Annotated in this window: 19 protein-coding genes and 1 riboswitch; of the genes, 12 read left to right on the top strand and 7 right to left on the bottom strand. The window is 70.3% G+C overall.

All coding sequences use genetic code 11. The features are described from left to right. The coding region (locus MKK84_RS20660) for a DJ-1/PfpI family protein (protein WP_243923041.1) at positions 1-398 on the bottom strand (398 nt) is incomplete at its 3' end. Between the two features lie 296 nt (positions 399-694). Here MKK84_RS20660 and MKK84_RS20655 point away from each other — a divergent pair. The 3 genes from MKK84_RS20655 (at position 695) to crcB (ending at position 2,417) form a co-directional block, all read left to right on the top strand. Next, positions 695-1,120 (top strand): EF-hand domain-containing protein, encoded by a 426-nt coding sequence (locus MKK84_RS20655; protein ID WP_243923039.1) that lies wholly within the window; start codon positions 695-697, stop codon positions 1,118-1,120. Positions 1,121-1,296: 176 nt separating this feature from the next. Further along, positions 1,297-1,806, top strand: coding sequence for a hypothetical protein (locus MKK84_RS20650; protein ID WP_243923037.1), 510 nt, complete (start codon positions 1,297-1,299; stop codon positions 1,804-1,806). Between the two features lie 63 nt (positions 1,807-1,869). Beyond that, positions 1,870-1,942, top strand: a riboswitch (Fluoride riboswitch). Positions 1,943-2,027: 85 nt separating this feature from the next. Then, complete coding sequence (gene crcB, locus MKK84_RS20645; protein ID WP_243923035.1) at positions 2,028-2,417, top strand: fluoride efflux transporter CrcB; 390 nt, start codon at positions 2,028-2,030, stop codon at positions 2,415-2,417. A gap of 133 nt (positions 2,418-2,550) precedes the next feature. Here the strand turns inward: crcB and MKK84_RS20640 are convergent, their stop codons facing one another. After that, entirely contained in the window at positions 2,551-3,381 is an 831-nt protein-coding gene (locus tag MKK84_RS20640) for a pyruvate, water dikinase regulatory protein (RefSeq protein WP_243923033.1), read from the bottom strand. A 464-nt stretch (positions 3,382-3,845) separates the two neighbouring features. On the opposite strand from MKK84_RS20640, the gene MKK84_RS20635 reads away from it, so the two are divergent. From MKK84_RS20635 to MKK84_RS20625, 3 genes are all read left to right on the top strand, one after another. Beyond that, positions 3,846-4,973 (top strand): uroporphyrinogen decarboxylase, encoded by a 1,128-nt coding sequence (locus tag MKK84_RS20635; protein WP_243923031.1) that lies wholly within the window; start codon positions 3,846-3,848, stop codon positions 4,971-4,973. Between the two features lie 7 nt (positions 4,974-4,980). Next, positions 4,981-5,412 carry a protoporphyrinogen oxidase HemJ gene (gene hemJ / locus MKK84_RS20630; RefSeq protein WP_243923029.1) on the top strand — a complete coding sequence of 144 codons (432 nt, stop codon included), beginning with the start codon at positions 4,981-4,983 and terminating at the stop codon, positions 5,410-5,412. Positions 5,413-5,495: 83 nt separating this feature from the next. Next, complete coding sequence (locus tag MKK84_RS20625; RefSeq protein WP_243923027.1) at positions 5,496-5,843, top strand: lysozyme inhibitor LprI family protein; 348 nt, start codon at positions 5,496-5,498, stop codon at positions 5,841-5,843. Positions 5,844-5,880: 37 nt separating this feature from the next. Here MKK84_RS20625 and hisG read toward each other — a convergent pair whose 3' ends face one another. Then, complete coding sequence (hisG, locus tag MKK84_RS20620; protein ID WP_243923025.1) at positions 5,881-6,876, bottom strand: ATP phosphoribosyltransferase; 996 nt, start codon at positions 6,874-6,876, stop codon at positions 5,881-5,883. After that, on the bottom strand, positions 6,873-8,012 hold the full coding sequence (locus MKK84_RS20615; RefSeq protein WP_243923023.1) for an ATP phosphoribosyltransferase regulatory subunit: 1,140 nt from the start codon (positions 8,010-8,012) through the stop codon (positions 6,873-6,875). The genes hisG and MKK84_RS20615 overlap by 4 nt, the downstream gene beginning before the upstream one ends. Before the next feature lie 467 nt (positions 8,013-8,479). Here MKK84_RS20615 and MKK84_RS20610 point away from each other — a divergent pair, with 467 nt between their 5' ends. Beyond that, positions 8,480-9,763, top strand: coding sequence for a histidine-type phosphatase (locus MKK84_RS20610; protein WP_243923021.1), 1,284 nt, complete (start codon positions 8,480-8,482; stop codon positions 9,761-9,763). A 163-nt stretch (positions 9,764-9,926) separates the two neighbouring features. Here MKK84_RS20610 and MKK84_RS20605 read toward each other — a convergent pair whose 3' ends face one another. From MKK84_RS20605 to MKK84_RS20595, 3 genes are all read right to left on the bottom strand, one after another. Next, complete coding sequence (locus tag MKK84_RS20605; protein WP_243923019.1) at positions 9,927-10,175, bottom strand: hypothetical protein; 249 nt, start codon at positions 10,173-10,175, stop codon at positions 9,927-9,929. A gap of 67 nt (positions 10,176-10,242) precedes the next feature. Beyond that, a complete protein-coding gene (gene hisS, locus MKK84_RS20600; RefSeq protein WP_243923017.1) occupies positions 10,243-11,790 on the bottom strand; it encodes a histidine--tRNA ligase in 1,548 nt (515 codons plus the stop codon). Positions 11,791-12,102: 312 nt separating this feature from the next. Further along, complete coding sequence (locus MKK84_RS20595; RefSeq protein ID WP_243923015.1) at positions 12,103-12,606, bottom strand: DUF3429 domain-containing protein; 504 nt, start codon at positions 12,604-12,606, stop codon at positions 12,103-12,105. 431 nt (positions 12,607-13,037) lie between these two features. On the opposite strand from MKK84_RS20595, the gene rho reads away from it, so the two are divergent. The 5 genes from rho (at position 13,038) to coaE (ending at position 17,854) form a co-directional block, all read left to right on the top strand. After that, a complete protein-coding gene (rho, locus tag MKK84_RS20590; protein ID WP_243923013.1) occupies positions 13,038-14,387 on the top strand; it encodes a transcription termination factor Rho in 1,350 nt (449 codons plus the stop codon). 346 nt (positions 14,388-14,733) lie between these two features. Further along, a complete protein-coding gene (locus MKK84_RS20585; protein ID WP_243923011.1) occupies positions 14,734-15,345 on the top strand; it encodes a Maf family protein in 612 nt (203 codons plus the stop codon). A 12-nt stretch (positions 15,346-15,357) separates the two neighbouring features. Then, positions 15,358-16,344, top strand: a complete 987-nt coding sequence (locus tag MKK84_RS20580) for a cation diffusion facilitator family transporter (RefSeq protein WP_243923009.1) — start codon at positions 15,358-15,360, stop codon at positions 16,342-16,344. Next, the gene (locus MKK84_RS20575; RefSeq protein ID WP_243923007.1) at positions 16,341-17,189 is read left to right on the top strand and encodes a shikimate dehydrogenase; all 849 of its coding nucleotides are present in this window, start codon (positions 16,341-16,343) and stop codon (positions 17,187-17,189) included. The genes MKK84_RS20580 and MKK84_RS20575 overlap by 4 nt, the downstream gene beginning before the upstream one ends. A gap of 26 nt (positions 17,190-17,215) precedes the next feature. Next, complete coding sequence (coaE, locus tag MKK84_RS20570; protein ID WP_243923005.1) at positions 17,216-17,854, top strand: dephospho-CoA kinase; 639 nt, start codon at positions 17,216-17,218, stop codon at positions 17,852-17,854. Positions 17,855-18,180 lie beyond the last annotated feature (326 nt).

Below are 18,180 nucleotides of genomic sequence, written 5' to 3'. Positions count from 1 at the left end.
GCCACCGGCTCGGCGCCGAGGAGCGGCAGCACCGCGTCGCGCACGCACCAATGCGATGTGGCGCGATACCCCCGCAGCAGGCCGGCGGCGCCGAGGATCAGCGATCCGGTGCAGACGCTCGTCACCCAAGCGGCCCGTTCGGCACGATCCCGCAGTAAGGCGAGCAGCCGGGCGTCGCGCATCTGCGCGGGCGTTCCGTCGCCGCCCGGCACGAACAGGACGTCGAGGTCCCGCGGGCAGGTCTCGAAGGTGTGGGTCGCCAACAGCGACAGGCCGGTATCGCTCGCCACCGGACCGGCGGCCTCGGCGACGAAGTGCAGGCTGCCGGGCGCCAACCCCGCGAGCAGCTCCTGCGGGCCGACGAGATCGAGCGCGGTGAGGCCCGGGAACAGCAGCATCGCGATCCGGACCGGCCGATCGTCCGGGATCGGCGCCGGAGCGTCGTCGGCCCGGGTTAGGAGCGGCCAAGCCCTCCAGCCAGCCGCGCGATCCCTGGAGGGCTCCTTCGAGGCCTCCGCTGCGCTCCGGCACCTCAGGATGAGGGGGAGGGTGGGATGACCGATCGAAGGCTTTCGGTCTTGTGTCGAGTCCCGTGGATCTTGGCGATCCTCGGCTTGTGAAGGACGGTTCGGGAACAGCCACCGCGGTTATGATTTGGGTCGCCGGCGCAGATCGCCACGGAGACCCGCTCGACATGTCCACGCCCCTGATCCGACCCATCCTCGCCGCGGCGCTCAGTGCCGCCCTAGTCCTGCCGGCCACACTTCCGACCACGGCCTTGGCCCGGTCGTCCGGCGCCGAGCGCACGCTGAAGATGGTCGACACCGACAAGGACGGCACCATCGACCTCGCCGAGGCCCAGGCGGCGGCCGGGAAGGTTTTTGACGCCGCCGAGACCGACAAGGATGGCACCGTCGACGCCAAGGAGTTGAAGGGCCGGGTCAGCAAGAAGGATCTGAAGGCGGCCGACCCCGATTCCGACGGCACCCTCGACCGGAAGGAATACCTCGCCCTGGTCGAGCAGCGCTTCAAGGCGGCCGATCCGGACGGCGACGGCAAGCTCGACGCCAAGGAACTCAAGACCCCCGCCGGCCGGAGCCTGCTGCAGCTTCTGAAGTGACGACCGCCTGATCGAAGGCCATTGCACAGTCCCTAGGCAAGTACTATTCCTGTGCAATGGCTTAAGATCCGGGCAGGCATCAATATTTTGCACGATGTTGCGTCATCTGAAAAACCTCCATAGGTTCCCAGTATCCGGACGAACAAGAACCGGGTGAACCACGAGGGAGGAGCGCGATGACACGCGCGAATGACGTCAAGGATCGGTTCCGCGCGCGGCTGCAGGAAGCCGATGCCCGGAGCAACGCGTTTCGCCAGAAGCTGCTGGACGAGGGTAGCCGGGCGCTGCAGCCGGTCGTGGGCGTCCTGAACCTCATGGCCGAAGTGCTCAACGAGGAGGATAACGTCCACGGCAGCATCACGGGCCTCGAGGCCAGGATCGATCAGGACAACTTCATCAGCCTCTGCGCGCAGCTGCGCGGGCTCGAGGCCGAGCAGAAGATCAAGATCAAGTACGGGCCAGAACTCGGCGGCAGCAACTTCATCTCGGTCTCGGGACTGAACCAGCGCTACAACGAGCGCCTCATGCCCGGCGCGGCGCACTGCGCCAGCGGGCGCACGGTGGGCAGCGACATCCAGCTCGACGAGCACCGGGGCGACGAGCTCGCCGAGGTGGTCCGCGAGGTGGTTGAGGATTTCTACGCCGCCCAGATCGCGCAGCGCAGCCACTTCACCTTCGCGCGTTGATCCCCGAACCGGCATGGGGGCCGGGAAACCCGGTTCCCCCCTGCACCGTCCTGCGCTAGATCTGTCGGTGATGGGGATGGAGCTCCCCGACAACCGCCCGGCATCCCCATGCCGGGCTGATGGCTCCTACCGCACGGGCGCGCTTTTCGCGGTCCGCGGTGGGGCCGTGCGCCGAAGCCGCGACGCGTGAGGTCCGCCCGACCGAAACAGGAAGGGTAGGCATGATCAAGACCCTCATCGTCATCCTCGGCGCCGGACTCGGAGGCGGTGCCCGGCACGGCGTCAACGTCGCGGTTGCGCGGCTGCTGCCGGGTCTCGGCTTTCCGCTGGCCACGCTGATCATCAACGTGCTGGGCTCGTTCCTGATGGGCGTGTTGGCCGAGGGTTTCGCCCTGCGGGGCGCGGCCAGTCACCCGGCCCGGCTGTTCCTGACCACCGGAATTCTCGGCGGCTTCACCACCTTCTCGACCTTCTCGCTCGACGCGATCAGCCTGTACGAGCGCGGCGAGACGGCCATGGCCGCCCTCTACGTGCTGGCCTCGGTGGCAACCGGTCTGGTGGGCCTGCTGGCCGGCCTCGCCCTGGTGCGTGCGGTCCTGAGCGGGAGCTGACACGTCGTGGTTTCAAAAGGTCCCTGACCTTTTTCGGGTGCAGGGTAGCGCCCTGCTCTGTCGGGCTTCGCCCGAGCGTCGGGGCGCCGCCCCGACACCCCGCCAAAGGGCTTGCCCTTTGGGAACCCCGGACTCAATCCGCGATGAACTTCAGGCGGTGGTCGCGGTAGAGGTCGACGATCGCGGCCGCGGTCTCCTCGATGGAGCGACGGGTGACGTCGATCGTCGGCCAGCGGTTCTTGACGAACAGCCGGCGCGACATGGTGATCTCGTCGGCCACCGCCGAGCGGTCGACGTAGAGGGACGATTCGTCGGCGTTGAGGCTGGAGAGCCGGTTCTGGCGGATCTGCACGATCCGCTCCGGTGACGCGAACAGGCCCACCACCAGCGGCTTGCGCGCGCGCTCGATCGCAGGCGGCAGCGGCATCCCCGGCACCAGCGGCAGGTTGGTGGTCTTGAGGCCGCGATTGGCGAGGTAGATCGAGGTCGGCGTCTTCGAGGTGCGGCTGACCCCGAGCAGGATCACGTCGGCCTGCTCCAGATCCTCCGGCAGGTTGCCGTCGTCGTGGGCCAACGTGAAGTTCATCGCGTCGATGCGCTTGAAGTACTCCGCGTTCAGCATGTGCTGGGCGCCCGGCCGGGCCGTGGTCTCGGCACCGAGATAGGCGCGCAGCAGGTCGTGGACCGGCCGCAGCACCGACAGGCACGGGGACCCGGTCTCCCGGGCGACCTCCTCCAGCCGCTCACCGAGATCGCCGCCCACCAGGGTGTAGAGCACGAGGCCCGGCGCGGCCCGGATCTCCGAGATGACCCGGTCGAGCTGCGCCGCCGAGCGTACCAGCGGGTAGACGTGCTCGATCGCCGACACCCCCTCGTACTGGGCGGCCGCCGCCCGCCCCACATTGATCAGCGTCTCGCCGGTCGAGTCGGAGACGAGGTGGAGGTGGAAATAGCTGCGGCCCATCTGGTCGCCTTCGTCACGGGGCCCGGGTTATCCACCGCCGGCCGCCAGGGGAGTCGATCAGTGTGGATAGGATGCCCGACCGGGCCGGTCCAGAACAGGACGGTGTTCGGTTATCGACTCCGCCGTTCACAGGCCCGCGATTTGGGCAGGCGGAATCCGGCCCCGTGGGACAATCCGGGACACACGGGGGGTGCGTACACGACTCGGCGTAGCCAAGGCGCTGTCGGACCATCCGGTTCTCGCAATATGGAGCGAATCCTTTAAAGCCTCGTTAACGGCGCGGCGGCGGGGACGGCCTGTGGACCCGATTGCGCGCCCGATCCTCGCCCCCCCAATAGAAAAAACAGAGTCCTAGAATCTCTCTTTTCTTTTCGAAGGGGCCTGTGTGGGGATCGGCGTGCCGCGACTCGACAGGAGGCACGCCGACAGGCATTCCGGATCGGACAAGCGGGGGTGGAGCGCAGATGACGGGGACGCCGCAGGGGGAACGCAAGGTGCTGCGTGTCCTCGAGGGAGAGGCCATCGGGCCGCCCCCCGCCTGGATGATGCGCCAAGCGGGCCGCTATCTGCCGGAATACCGGGCGAGCCGGGCGGAGGCGGGCTCGTTCCTCGACCTCTGCTACAATCCGGATTTCGCCGTCGAGGTTACCCTTCAGCCGATCCGGCGCTTCGGCTTCGACGCCGCGATCCTGTTCTCGGACATCCTCGTCGTCCCGCACGCGCTGGGTCAGGACGTGCGCTTCGTGGAGGGCGAGGGGCCGCGCCTCGACCCCCTCGACGGGCGCGAGGCGTTTTCGCAGCTGCGCGAGGCCGGCGATCCGGCCGTGATGACCCACCTCGCCCCGGTCTTCGAGACGGTGAAGCGGCTGCGTGCCGAACTGCCCCGCGAGACCACGCTGCTCGGCTTCTGCGGCGCCCCCTGGACGGTGGCGAGCTACATGATCGGCGGGCGCGGCACCCCGGACCTCGCCCCGGCGCGGGCGCTGGCCGAGGGCGACACGGCCCTGGTCGACACCCTGATCGACCGCCTCGTGACCGTGCAGACCGACTACCTCGTGCGGCAGCTCGAAGCCGGCGCCGATGCGGTGCAGATCTTCGAATCCCATGCCGGCACCCTGCCGCTGGCGGTTCCCGCCGCGGGCGGCACCGTCGAGCCCGTTGGCGACGTGGCCGAGAGCGCGCTTCCGGACGCGAGCGTGGATGCCCTCACCCGCTGGTCGCTGCGGCCGATCGCCCGGATGATCGCGGGCGTGCGTGCCCGGGTGCCCGGGGCCAAGATCATCGTATTCGCCCGGGGCTCCGGGCTCGACGGCCATGCCCGGGTGGTGCCCGAGACCGCTGCCGACGCCATCGGGGTCGATTGGGGTGTGGACCTGAAGGCCCTGCGCGCCCGGGTCCCGGCCTCCACGGTCACGCAGGGCAACCTGCATCCGGACACGCTGATCGAGGGCGGCGCGGCCCTCGACGCGGCGGTGGACACCGTGCTGGCCGCGACGGCAGGCCTGCCGCACATCTTCAACCTCGGCCACGGCATCACGCCGCAGACGCCGGTCGCCCATGTCGAGCGCATGCTCGCACGGCTGCGGGGCTGAGCCGGCCGTGCTGTACGACTGGATCAAGGTCGGGCACATCGTCAGCCTGATCGCCTGGATGGCGGGCATGCTCTACCTGCCCCGGCTGTTCGTCTATCACGCGAGCCTGCCGCCGGGCTCCGAGGGGCAATCGGCGACCTTCAAGGTCATGGAGCGCCGCCTGCTCAAGGCGATCATGACTCCGGCGCTGATCGCCACCTGGGTGTTCGGGCTGATCCTCGCCTGGATGAGCGGCTACTACGCGGCCCCCTGGCTGCAGGCGAAATTCGTGCTGGTGCTGGCGATGTCGGGCATTCACGGCTGGCTCGCCCGGATGGTCAAGGACTTCGCCGCCGACCGGAACACCCGCGGCCACCGGTTCTACCGGGTGCTCAACGAGGTGCCGACGCTCCTGATGATCGTCATCGTCATCCTGGTGGTGGTCAAGCCGGGCCTCTGATCCGGGGATCCTGTGATCCCGGGCGCGTTTCGCCACGCTGTCGGCGCGCGGGAGCCTTTCCGCCACCGGCTCGTTGGCAGGCCATGTCGAAGCCGCTCGTCCTCGCCCTGCTCCTCGCCGCCCTCGGGGCCAACGCCCCGGCCTACGCGGCGAGCTTCCCCTGCGACAAGGCCACGGCGGCCGACGAGAAGGCGATCTGCGCGCATCTTCCCCTCAACGACCGGGACGTCGAGATGGCGACCCGGTTCGAGATCCTGAAGGCCGTGCTGCCGATGGGTGGCCAAGGGAAGCTGCGCGAGGATCAGGAAGCGTGGCTCGAGGAGCGCCGGACCTGCGGCGCCGACGTAGCTTGCCTGACGGCCGCGTATGACGGGCGGCTCAAGGTGCTGCGCGGCGTGCTTTCGGAGTTCGCCAAGCAGGGGCCGCAATAGCTCGCAGCGATCACGCGTGCAGGCCCGACGAACGCCCTTACAACCGCGCCAGCAACCGCTCCGCCAGCGGGTTCTCGGCCGCGAAGGCGTAGTCCACCCGCCGCACCGTCACGGCCCGCGCCCCGGCCTCGACCAGCGCGCCGGCGAGGTCGAACACCGCGCCCTCCGGACAGCGCAGCACGATCTCACCCTCCGGCCCCCGCGGAGCACCGTAGGGCAGTTCCGCCTCGTGCAGCCCTGCGAGGGTGGCGAGGTCGATCGTGCCGCTCTCCGGCAGGGCGGCGCGCACCTCTCGGGTCGTGCGGGCGCGCTCCTCGGCGGCGATGCGGCCGAGCACGGTGCGGAGCGCCGCCCGCTGGCCCGCGCCCCAGGGCGCCTTGAGCGAGGCCACGAGGTTCGCCTCCGAGCGCAGGATGATCCCGTCCTCCAGCACCTTCAGGGCGTTGGCGCTGAGCGTCGCCCCCGTGGTGGTGATATCGACCACGATCTCGGCCGAGCCGGCGGCGGGTGCCCCCTCGGTGGCACCCAGGCTCTCGACGATCCGGTAATCGGCCACGCCCTTCTCGGCGAAGAACCGGCGGGTCAGGTTCACGTATTTGGTGGCGACCCGCAGGCGCCGGCCGTGGCGGGCGCGCATCCCGGCCGCGACCTCGTCGAGATCCGACATGTCGCGCACGTCGATCCAGGCCTGGGGCACGGCCACCACCACGGTGGCGTTGCCGAAGCCGAGCGGCGTCAGCAATTCCACCTGGCCGCGCACGTCCGGCAGGGTCTCGCGGATCAGGTCCTCGCCGGTCACCCCGAGATGGGCTGCGCCGGAGGCGAGCTGCGCGGCGATCTCGGAAGCCGAGAGGTAGCGCACCTCGACGTCGGGCACGCCGAGAAGCTTGCCCCGGTAATCGCGGGCGCCCGCGCCTTGCGCGAGCTTGAGACCCGCGCGGCCGAAGAACGCGCTGGCATTCTCCTGCAGGCGTCCCTTGGACGGGACCGCCAGGATGAGGGGCTCGAAGCTGAGGGGCTCGGAAGCGCTCATTGTCCGGCTCCCGCCACGCGCTCGATCCAGAAGGTGCAGCCTACCGCGGGCAGCGGCACCGGGCTGCCGAGATGCCCGAGCAGCCCGTCGTAGCGGCCGCCCCCGACCAGGATCGGGCCGTCGCGCTCGGTCACCTCGAAGATGAAGCCGGTATAATAGTCGAGGTTGCGGGCGAAGCCGCCCTGGAAGCGGAAGCGTTCGATCGGCAGGCCCCGGGCCGCGATGAAGCCGGTGCGCTCCTCGAACAGGTCGAGGGCGGCCGAGAGGGCGTCGTGGCGCAAGTTCGCGTCGGCGACCAGCGCTCGCAGATCACGCGCTGCCGCGTCCGGATGGCCGGCGATCGCCCGGTAGCGGTCGAGGATCGCGCGGTTCTCGGTGTTGAGCCCGGCCCCGCCATGGGCCTGCGCGGAGGCTTTGGCGAGGAAGCGTTCGGCGATCTCGCCCGCGCTGCGCCCGCCCACCGCCGAGATCCCGGCGATCGCCAGCACGTCCTCCACGAAGGCGCGCACGCCCCGCGGGTCCTGGCCCTGGATCGCCGCCAGCAGGCCGGCATGCGGATCCTCGGGCCGCGCCCCGGCGCCATTGGTCACGGCGTCGAGCGAGCGCCCGGCGGCGAGCGCTCGGAGGGTCCGCCGCTTGGCGGCGGGCGGAACCGCGAGCCCGTCGAGAAGCGCAACGGTCAGGCCCATATCGCCGAGCCGCACCGCCGGATCATGCCGGCCGAACAGCGCGAGACCTTCGAGGGCGAGGCCCAGCACCTCCGCGTCCGCGGCCGGCGTGTCGGTGCGCCCGATCGATTCGATCCCGGCCTGGAAGAACTCGTCGGGCTCGTCGGCCGCCAGCCGGAAGACCGGGCCGCAATAGCTGTAATCGGCCACCCGCCCGTCGGCCTCGGCCCGGTGCAGGCGGCAGACCGGAATGGTGAATTCCGGGCGCAGGCACAGCTCGGCCCCGGCCGCATCCTGGGTCACGAAGATCCGGCGGCGGATATCCTCGCCGGACAGTTCCAGGAACGGCTCCAGCGGCTGCAGCACCGGCGGCGTCACCGGCCGGTAGCCCGCCGCCGTCAGATGGGCGAGCAGACGCGTCCGCGCCGCGTCCCCCGCCCCCGTCTCACCCGCCTCCGGTCGTGTCATCGTGTCCACCTCGCGGGCGCTCTGTAGCAACCACGGCCGGGCTTGGCGACACACCCCGCGCTGGTCCGGCGCGCGGGACTGCGCAGGGGCCGTCCGGCCCGATCGTCACGCCGATCAGGGGATTCCAAAGGGCTCGCCCTTTGGCGGGTCGTCAGGGCAGAGCCCTGACAGATCGGGCGAAGCCCTGGTGCGGGCAGAGGCCGACCATCGGGCACAGCCCGACAGCAGGGCGCTGCCCTGCACCCGCGAACGGTCTCGACCTTTCGAAACCAGAACATTCAATGTGTGAACCGATAAAATGAAGCGTTAGATTGTGGTTTATGGATCATACGAACCAAAAATGAAGTCGATACGATCCGAAATCCAGCAAGTTAAGACTTAGAAAGCGGATGGATTGCTTCTTCGCATGAGCTTGAGCATTGTCGGGTGGTCGGATCATCCGGCGGCGATGTGGAGCAGATCCCGGGATGACTCGGCGCGTCTTTCAGATTCCCGGTCGGCGGCAGGTGGGCCTCGCCGCGGCGCTGAGCCTGATCCTGGCGGCGCAGGCGCCCGCCCGGGCCGAGCCCAAGCTCGAACGGGTGGTGACGGTCACCCGCCACGGCGTACGCGCGCCGACCGCCTCGCCGGCCGCGCTGGAGGCTAAGACCGGCCGGCCCTGGCCCGCCTTCCCGGTCGAGCCGGGCGAGCTGACCCCGCACGGGGCCGAGGCGTTGACGCAGATGGGGACCTACCTGCGGGCGGTCTATGCCGCGGCGGAATTGCTGCCCGCGACCGGCTGCCCGGCGCCGAACGCCGTACAGGTCTGGGCGGACGGCGCCGCGAACCGCACCCGCCGGAGCGGCCAGATCCTGGCCGACGCCGTCCTCCCGGGTTGCGGCCTCGTGGCGCGTCATGGGCCGGTGGGTGCCGTCGATCCGGTCTTCGACAGCGGGCGCATCTGCCCGCTGGAGCCGGTCGTGGCCCTGGCGGCGATCCAGAGCCGGACGGCGGGCGGGATCGCGGTGACCGACAAGCCGTCCGAGAAGGCGATCGCGGCGCTGAAACGGATCCTCGGCCCGCAGGCCTGCGCGGCGGTCCCGGCCGCCTGCCTGGACGGCCCGAGCACGTTAGTCGCCGAGCCGAATGGGCTGAAGATCGCCGGTCCGCTGGCGCTCGCCGCCACGGTGTCGGAAAACCTGCTCTTGGAATACGCGGAGGGCCTGCCGGCCGAACAGGTCGCCTGGGGGCAGGGTTCGACCGAGACCCTGGCGACTCTGCTGCCCGCCCACCGGCGCTCGGCCGACCTCCTGAGGCGGACGCCCGAGATCGCCCAGTTCCGCGCGGCGACGCTGCTGCGGATGCTCGCCGACCTGCTGCAGGGCGAGGCGCCCCGGGGTCTCGGCGTCCCACCGCTCGGGGCGAGCGCGCGCCTCGTCATGCTGGCCGGTCACGACACCACCCTGTCGAACCTGTCGGGCGCCCTGGGGGTCGGCTGGTCGCTCCCGGGTCAGCCGGACCCGACGGCCCCGGACACCACCCTGGCCTTCGAAGTCTGGCGCCATCCCGAGACCGAGGCGCGGACGGTTCGGGTCAAGATCTACGCCCAGACCCTCGATCAACTGCGCACCGCCCGGCCGCTCGGCCCCCGCAACCCACCGGTCTCGCTGCCACTGGCGATCGGGATCTGTCCGGCGCGGGATGGCGGCTGCGACCTCGCGACATTCGCCGCCAAGGTCCGCGCCGCGCTGCCGCCGGTCTGCGTGCGGTAGAGCAACGTCCCGGTTTCGAAAGGTCGAGACCTTTCGCGGGTCCAGGGCAGAGCCCTGGTGCCGGGTTCCACCCGGTGTTGGGCGAAGCCCAAGTCTCAGGGGCTCCGCCCCCGAACCCCCGCCCAAGGGCTCGCCCTTGGGAAACCCGGACTCGCTTGCGGTCTCAGAGCGGGCGGGCGCTGCCGAGGCGGGCACCGCGGGGTCGCCGTGCGGATTTCTTCCGGGTCAGGGAAGCGAGTGCGGGGGCGCCCGCGACGCCGGCGCTGAGGACCGGCGCGCTGCCGGTTCCCGGCGTGGCCGATGCCACGGCGCTGGGCAGTTGACCGGGCACCGGGCGGGCTGCGGAAGCCGGTACTGCGCCGGCAAGGAGCAGCACGGCCGGCAGGATCAGCGTGGGCGTCTTGAAGCGCATCCCCGGATTTCCCTGCCGACAAGGTCGCGGCATCGACCGGGAACAACGCCGCGGAGGCTTGTGCGTTTCAACCCGCGGTCGACGGAAAGTGCCGAGCCAGCACGGCACGGACCTGCGCCACCAGATCGGCCTCCGGACAGGAGAATTGCGCCGGCCGCGCGGCCTTCCACTCGGCGTTGCTGGCGATGGACTCCGCCGCCCGGGCGCCCTCGATCAGGTCCTTGATCTGGACCTCGCCGGCCAAGCGCTCGTTCGAGCCCTGGATGATCGCCACCGGGGCGCGGCGGCGGTCGGCGTATTTCATCTGCGCCTTCATGCCGGCGGCGCCGAGATAGAGTTCGGCCCGGATGCCGTCGGCACGCAGCAGCGCCACGAGGCGCTGGTAATCGGCCATGTTCTCCCGATCGAGGACCAGCACGACCACCGGCCCAGGAGTCTCGGTGCCGGCGAGCAGCGGGCTATTCACGAGCTGCAGGGCCGAGAACAGGCGCGAGACGCCGATCGAGAAGCCGGCCGCCGGCACCGGCTCGGCCCGGAACCGCCCGACCAGCCCGTCGTAGCGCCCGCCGCCCGCCACCGAACCGAAGCGCACCGTCTGCCCGTCCTCGTTGGTCACCGGGAAGGTCAGCTCGGCCTCGTAGACCGGGCCGGTGTAGTATTCGAGCCCGCGCACGACGCTCGGATCGGCCCGGATCACGTCGTGGCCGTAGCCGGCGGCCGCGCAGAGGCGCATGATCGCGTGCAGTTCGGCAATGCCCTCCCGGCCGGTCTCCGAATCGCCGACCGCGTCGTGCCAGCCGGCAAAGAACTTTTCCCAGAACGCCACCTTGTCGGCGCCGTCCGCGGCGCTGGCCTGGAACGACACGTAGGCCAGGATCCGCCCGATCGCCGCCTCGTCGAGGCCCGCGCCCTTGGTGAAGTCGCCGCTCTCGTCCTTGCGGCCGGCGCCCAGGAGCTGGCGCACCCCGTCGACGCCCAGCCGGTCGAGCTTGTCGATCGCCCGGAGCACGGTCAGGCGCTGGCCGGCCCGGTCGTCGCCCGCGAGGCCCGCCGCCTCCATCACGCCGTCGAGCACCTTGCGGTTGTTGACCTTGACCACGTACTGGCCGCCGAGCCCGAGCCGGTTCAGCGTGTCGGCCATCAGCATGCAGATCTCGGCATCGGCCGCGATGCTGCCCGCGCCCACGATGTCGGCGTCGAACTGCATGAACTGGCGGAACCGGCCCGGCCCCGGCTTCTCGTTGCGGAAGACGTAGCCGGCCCGGTAGCTGCGATAGGGTTTGGGCAGGGCGTCGAAATTCTCGGCCACGAACCGGGCGAGCGGCGCCGTCAGGTCGTAGCGCAGCGACAGCCACGCCTCGTCGTCGTCCTGGAACGAGAACACGCCCGCGTTCGGCCGGTCGAGGTCGGGCAGGAACTTGCCCAACGCCTCGGTGTACTCGACGAAGGGGGTCTCCAGCGCCTCGAAGCCGTAGAGTTCGAAGCTCCGCCGGATCGTCTCCAGCATCCGGTGCTGCGCGGCGATCTCACCGGCGCGCCGGTCGACGAAGCCGCGCGGCAGGCGGGGCTTGAGGATGTCGGCCTTCTCGGCCTTGGGAGTATCGGCCTTGGACATGGGGGCGCGTTCGCTTCTCGCGGACCCGGAGCGCGGATCCGGCATCGGATTGAATCGTCCCCGGCAGGCGGGGATCCTGCGGCCGGGCTCTAGAGCATGCGGTGCGAAAGGGGAATTCGGTTTGCGGATGCGACCCTGCGCTCGGCTGAATCCGCCACGCGCCCTCCCTCCCCCGCAGAGGGGGGAGGCAGAGGCGCGTGTTCTGATACCGCTCGCCGTCTCCAACCGTGATCGAGGAATCCGTTAGTCCGGATGAGAACATGCTGCATCCGACGGCGCGTTGTGCCGCGTGCCGCGTGCCGCCGGACGACGTCAGTACGGCGCCGTCAGCTTCAGCCAGAGCAGCACCGCAAGGCTCACCACGGCGATCGGCATCTGGAGCGGACGCAGGCGGGCATGCGCCAGGGGCACCGCACCGGAGCGCGCCGCGATCGGATCGAAGATCCCGACCACGGCGTAGCCGAGGATCAGCATCGCCAGAGCCGGAACGGCTTTGCCCATCACGGCGGAGAACAAGCTGAACAGCCCGAGCGCGTAGATCACCAGCATCGTGACGATCTGCGACAGCCGCGGGCCGCCCTCGGTCCGGAAGCTGACGCCCCGGTGGACGCCGGCGAGGAACAGCAGGATCGAGGCCGCGTACAGCAGGGTGAACAGGGCCACGAGATAGTCGAGCGGCTGCCCGTTCAGCCACCAGGCCGCCGCGGCACCGACCACGATCGGCACCATCGGGCCGAAGCCGAACACGACGTCGAGCCATGGGATCCGGCGCGGCTCGTGGGCGGTGATGGTGCGTCCGGCGGCATCGTCGCGCATGGTGGTCTAATGGGCTTTCGGGTCTGAAACGGATGGCGGATCAAAAACGGGTTGCGGGTCTGAAACAGGTTCACGGTCTGCTGCGCTGCAGCACCGGGACGGGGAACGATCCCGATCGGACCCGGTTCCGAGTCCGTCCGCGGCGTCGCCTGTCTAACCTTGACGCAACCCGTCCGCGAGGGCCTTTAGCGCGCCCTCGCCGTGCCTTCCGTGCAAGGCACTTGAGTGTGGGGGCGAAACGCGTTATCCGTACCGGGCCCTCATCACACGGTCTGCGCCGTAGCGCGCCTGTGAGGGTCCTGCCAGAACGGTTTCGCCACCCTGATCCTCGGGCCCCTCGCCGCAGCGCGGCCCGCCCATCGCCGCCCGTCCCCCGGGTGCGTGGCACAGAACCGGCCCTCCCACCTTCTCCGTCGGTTGCAAGACACCCCATGACGCCACATCCCGACGCCCTCGCCGAGATCGAGACCGAGGAGCCGGCCGATGCGCCGGCCCTCCCCGCCGCCCTTGAAGGTGTCCGCGAGGTCAAGCTCCAGGATCTCAAGGCGAAGACGCCCACCGACCTGACGGCCTTCGCCGAGGAGGTCGAGGTCGAGAACGCCTCGACCATGCGCAAGCAGGAGCTGATGTTCGCGATCCTGAAGCAGCTCGCTGCCAAGGAGATCGAGATCATCGGTTCGGGCACCGTCGAGGTGCTGCAGGATGGCTTCGGCTTCCTGCGCTCCTCGGACTCGAACTACCTGCCCGGCCCCGACGACATCTACATCTCGCCGACCCAGATCCGCCGCTTCGGCCTGCGCACCGGCGACACCGTCGAGGGCCCGATCCGCGGCCCCAAGGACGGCGAGCGCTACTTCGCGCTCCTGAAGGTCAACACGATCAACTTCGAGAACCCGGAGAAGATCAAGCACAAGGTCCACTTCGACAACCTGACGCCGCTGTTCCCGACGAAGCGGTTCAAGCTCGAGCTGGACAACCCGACCAAGAAGGATTTCTCGCCGCGGATCATCGACATCGTGGCGCCGATCGGCAAGGGCCAGCGCGCCCTGATCGTGGCGCCGCCGCGCACGGGTAAGACCGTGCTGATGCAGAACATCGCGCAGTCGATCACCCTCAATCACCCCGAGTGCTACCTGATCGTGCTGCTCATCGACGAGCGGCCCGAGGAGGTCACCGACATGCAGCGCTCGGTGAAGGGCGAGGTCATCGCCTCAACCTTCGACGAGCCGGCCACCCGCCACGTGCAGGTCGCCGAGATGGTGATCGAGAAGGCCAAGCGCCTCGTGGAGCACGGGCGCGACGTCGTGATCCTGCTCGATTCGATCACCCGGCTCGGCCGCGCCTACAACACGGTGGTGCCGTCCTCCGGCAAGGTGCTGACCGGCGGTGTCGATGCCAATGCCCTGCAGCGGCCCAAGCGCTTCTTCGGCGCGGCCCGCAACATCGAGGAGGGCGGCTCGCTCTCGATCATCGCCACCGCGCTGATCGACACCGGCTCGCGCATGGACGAGGTGATCTTCGAGGAGTTCAAGGGCACCGGCAACTCCGAGATCATCCTGGACCGCAAGGTCTCCGACAAGCGCATCTTCCCGGCGATCGACATCACCCGTTCGGGCACCCGCAAGGAGGAGCTGCTGGTCCCGCCGGACGCGCTCAAGAAGACCTACGTGCTGCGCCGCATCCTCAACCCGATGGGCGTCACCGACGCGATCGAGTTCCTCATGGACAAGCTGCGCCAGACCAAGAGCAACGGCGATTTCTTCGACTCGATGAACACCTGAGGCGCACGCCTCCCCGGCGGCGCTGCGATAGTCCCGGAGCCTAGCCCGGGACGCAGTTCCGCCTCGCGTCGATCCTGAACTTTGATTGACGCGCGCGCACCCTCCCCCCTCTGCGGGGGAGGGAGATAAACGGTGCCTGTCCCTTCTCAGCACGGAATGGACAAGTTCCCTGTCCCGGCCGTTGACCTTCCCCTAACCGACCCGTGCCAAGGTCATCTCGGGCGCCAGGTTGCGTAACGGCCCCGCGACAGCCCCGCCCGCCGGTCCATTCCGACGGCGGGGCTCGTCGCAGCCCCCGATACGATCGCCGTCTTGCGCCCTGCGCCGGATCCGTGACACTGGCGCGATGCTCCGCTCGCCCTGGACCGGCTCGGCCCCGCTCCTCCTCGCCTCCACCAGCCCGACCCGACGCCTCCTGCTGGAGAGCGCCGCGCTGCCGGTCGAGACCGCGTCCCCCGAGGTCGACGAGCGCGCCCTGGAGGCGCAGAGCGCCGGCCTGTCCCCGCCCGATCTCGCCCTGCACCTCGCCCGCGCCAAGGCCGAATCGGTGGCGGCCCGGCATCCCGGACGCGTCGTCATCGGCGCCGATCAGGTGCTCGACTGCGACGGCACCGTGTTCCATAAGCCGGCTGATGCCGCGGCGGCCCGGGCGCAGCTCGCCCGCCTCGCCGGCCGGACCCACGCCCTGCATTCCGCCGTGGCGCTGGCCGGATCCGTCCGCGACACCTTCGTGGAGACCGCCCGGCTGACCCTGCGCCCCCTCGATGCTCGGGCGATCGCGGCCTATGTGGACTGCGCGGGCGAAGATCGCGTGCGGGCGAGCGTCGGCGGCTACCAGCTCGAGGGGCCGGGCATCCACCTGTTCGAATCGGTCGCGGGCGATCACAGCACCGTGCTGGGCCTGCCGCTGCTGCCGCTCCTCGCGCGGCTGCGCGCCGCCGGGCTTCTGGCTTTCTGAGGGAGTACCGCCTTGGCGGGACACGACCATTCGCACGGCGGCCACGGGGGGCATTCCCACGGTAGCCATTCCCATGGCGGGCATTCCCATGGAGGCCATGGCGGCCACGCGCATGTCCCGAAAAATTTCGGGCCGGCCTTCGCGATCGGCATCGCGCTCAACACCGTCTTCGTGGTGGTAGAGGCGATCTACGGCTATCTCAGCAACTCCATGTCGCTTGTCGCCGATGCCGGCCACAACCTGTCGGACGTGTTGGGTCTCGCCGCCGCCTGGGTCGCCGCGGTCCTCGTGCGCCGGCAGGCCACCGCGCGCTTCACCTACGGCTATCGCAGTTCCTCGATCCTGGCGGCCCTGTTCAACGCCGTGTTCCTGCTGATCGCCATGGGGGCGGTGATCTGGGAGGCTCTGGTCCGGCTGGCCCATCCCGAGCCCGTGGCCGGCACCACCGTGATGGTGGTGGCCGCCATCGGGATCCTGGTGAACGGCCTGACTGCGTGGCTGTTCGCCAGCGGCGCCAAGGGCGACATCAACGTCCGCGGCGCCTTCCTGCACATGGCGGCCGATGCCGCGGTCTCGGCCGGGGTGGTGATCGCCGGCCTCGTGATCCAGCTCACCGGGCTCGCGTGGCTCGACCCCGCGGTCAGCCTCGTCATCGCCGGCCTGGTGGTCTGGGCGACCTGGGGGCTCCTGCGCGACAGCCTGGCGATGTCGCTCGATGCCGTGCCGCAGGAGATTTCGCCGGAGGCCGTGACCGGCTTCCTGCGCGGGCGACCCGGCGTCGCCGACCTGCACGACCTGCACATCTGGCCGATGAGCACCACCAGCGTCGCCCTGACGGTCCATCTCGTGATGGAAGAAGGCTACCGCCTGTCCGGCAACGGATTCCTGACCGAGACCGCCGAGGGCCTGCGGGCACGCTTCGGCATCGGCCATGCCACGCTACAGATCGAGGAAGCGGGCGGCCCGGCCTGCCGGCTGGCGCAGGATTGCGCGGCGTGAGCAGCCCCGTGCCTCGCGCCTTCGTGGTCGGCCACCCGATCGCCCATTCGCGCTCGCCACTGATTCACGGCCACTGGCTCGCCGAGCACGGGATCTCCGGCTCCTACGAGCGGCTGGACGTGGCCCCGGAGGCCTTTCCGGAGTTCGTCCGGTCGCTGCTGGATTCGGGCTTCCGGGGCGGCAACGTCACGATCCCCCACAAGGAGGCGGCCTGCGCGCTCGCCGACACCCTGACGCCGCGGGCGGAAAAGATCGGGGCCGTGAACACCCTGATGGTCGGGCCCGACGGGCGGATCCGGGGCGACAACACCGATGCGCCGGGCTTCTGCGCCCATCTCGACCACAGCCTGGGGACGGACTGGCCCGCGCGCGGGAACGGTACCGCCGTGGTGCTGGGCGCCGGCGGCGCGGCCCGGGCGATCGTGGTCGGGCTGGCCGAGCGGGGCATGCGGCGCATCCTGGTCGCCAACCGCACCCCGGCCCGGGCCGAGGCGGTGGCGGCCCTCGCCCCCGGCATCGCAGACGCCCTCGCCTGGGACGACCTGCCGGCGGCGCTCGCCGAGACCGGTCTCCTCGTCAACACCACGTCGCTCGGCATGAAGGGCCAGCCGCCCCTCGCCATCGACCTCGCCCGGATGCCGGCCGGGGCCGCTGTGGCCGACATCGTCTACGCGCCGCTCGAAACCGATCTCCTGGCGGCGGCACGCCGCCGAGGGCTGGCCGCCGTGGACGGGCTCGGCATGCTGCTGCACCAGGCGGTGCCCGGCTTCGAGGCCTGGTTCGGCCTTCGCCCCACCGTCACCCCCGCCCTGCGCGACCGGATCGTGGCGGATCTCGCCCGATGAGGCCGAAGGCCGGATCTGAGACAGCGATGTGGCCGAAGGCCGGGTCCGGACCCGTCGTGCTCGGGCTCACCGGCTCGATCGGCATGGGCAAGTCGGCCACCGCGGCGCTGTTTGCCAAGCGCGGTGTCCCGGTCCACGACGCGGATGCGGCCGTCCACGCCCTCTACGGCCCCGGCGGAGCGGCCGCGCTGGCAATCGAGAAGGCCTTTCCGGGCGTGCGCGACGCGGCAGGCGGCGTCGACCGGACGCGTCTGCGCGCGGCGGTGCTCGATGCGCCCGACCGGATGGCGGCACTCGAGCAGATCGTCCATCCGCTGGTCCGGGCGGCCAGCACGGAGTTCCTGGCTCGGCACGCGGACGCCCCGCTCGTCGTCCTCGACATCCCGCTCCTCTACGAGACCGGCGGCGAAGGCCGCTGCGACGCGGTCGCGGTGGTGAGCGCGCCGCCCGAGATCCAGCGCGCCCGGGTGCTGGCCCGCCCCGGCATGGATGAGGCGACCTTCGCGGCGATCCTGGCCAAGCAGATGCCCGATGCCGAGAAGCGCGCCCGGGCCGATTTCGTCATCGACACGAGCCGGGGTTTTCCCGCGGCCGAGGCCGAGGTGGCGCGGATCATCGCCCGGCTGACGGGGGACCGTGCGCCGTCGCACCCAGGCGACGGATGATGCAGTCGTGCAGTTGCACATCTGCGGTGTTCGTTCGCGCGGGAGCGAGCGAACCACGGGGTGGATGTGATGAAGCGGCGTCTCAGACTCTTCGATTCAATCCGGCCCGGCCGCCTTCTCGCTGGGATGGCGGTCGCGCTGCTCTGGGCCGTGCCGGCCGAAGCGCAAGTCGCTGGGGCCTGCCCACCGCCGAAGAAGATCGCGGCCGGTGCCTGCGTCGCCGCTTGCCCGGCGGGATATGAGGACCAGGGACGCGTCTGCGTCTTCCGCAACATGTCGCGGTGAGCAAGCGAGTAGGGCGGGTTAACCGCCCCGGCGTATCGCGT

This window comes from Methylobacterium sp. E-065 (assembly GCF_022829605.1).
Lineage (GTDB): Bacteria > Pseudomonadota > Alphaproteobacteria > Rhizobiales > Beijerinckiaceae > Methylobacterium.
This window is presented reverse-complemented; position numbering and strand designations above follow the sequence as displayed.

What these genes read in the sequence shown, in the direction of transcription:
- MKK84_RS20655 (WP_243923039.1), top strand. Translation starts at nt 695, where the DNA reads ATGTCCACGCCCCTGATCCGACCCATCCTCGCCGCGGCGCTCAGTGCC.
- MKK84_RS20650 (WP_243923037.1), top strand. Translation starts at nt 1,297, where the DNA reads ATGACACGCGCGAATGACGTCAAGGATCGGTTCCGCGCGCGGCTGCAG.
- crcB (WP_243923035.1), top strand. Translation starts at nt 2,028, where the DNA reads ATGATCAAGACCCTCATCGTCATCCTCGGCGCCGGACTCGGAGGCGGT.
- MKK84_RS20640 (WP_243923033.1), bottom strand. Translation starts at nt 3,381, where the DNA reads ATGGGCCGCAGCTATTTCCACCTCCACCTCGTCTCCGACTCGACCGGC.
- MKK84_RS20635 (WP_243923031.1), top strand. Translation starts at nt 3,846, where the DNA reads ATGACGGGGACGCCGCAGGGGGAACGCAAGGTGCTGCGTGTCCTCGAG.
- MKK84_RS20625 (WP_243923027.1), top strand. Translation starts at nt 5,496, where the DNA reads ATGTCGAAGCCGCTCGTCCTCGCCCTGCTCCTCGCCGCCCTCGGGGCC.
- hisG (WP_243923025.1), bottom strand. Translation starts at nt 6,876, where the DNA reads ATGAGCGCTTCCGAGCCCCTCAGCTTCGAGCCCCTCATCCTGGCGGTC.
- MKK84_RS20615 (WP_243923023.1), bottom strand. Translation starts at nt 8,012, where the DNA reads ATGACACGACCGGAGGCGGGTGAGACGGGGGCGGGGGACGCGGCGCGG.
- MKK84_RS20610 (WP_243923021.1), top strand. Translation starts at nt 8,480, where the DNA reads ATGACTCGGCGCGTCTTTCAGATTCCCGGTCGGCGGCAGGTGGGCCTC.
- MKK84_RS20605 (WP_243923019.1), bottom strand. Translation starts at nt 10,175, where the DNA reads ATGCGCTTCAAGACGCCCACGCTGATCCTGCCGGCCGTGCTGCTCCTT.
- hisS (WP_243923017.1), bottom strand. Translation starts at nt 11,790, where the DNA reads ATGTCCAAGGCCGATACTCCCAAGGCCGAGAAGGCCGACATCCTCAAG.
- MKK84_RS20595 (WP_243923015.1), bottom strand. Translation starts at nt 12,606, where the DNA reads ATGCGCGACGATGCCGCCGGACGCACCATCACCGCCCACGAGCCGCGC.
- rho (WP_243923013.1), top strand. Translation starts at nt 13,038, where the DNA reads ATGACGCCACATCCCGACGCCCTCGCCGAGATCGAGACCGAGGAGCCG.
- MKK84_RS20585 (WP_243923011.1), top strand. Translation starts at nt 14,734, where the DNA reads ATGCTCCGCTCGCCCTGGACCGGCTCGGCCCCGCTCCTCCTCGCCTCC.
- coaE (WP_243923005.1), top strand. Translation starts at nt 17,216, where the DNA reads ATGTGGCCGAAGGCCGGGTCCGGACCCGTCGTGCTCGGGCTCACCGGC.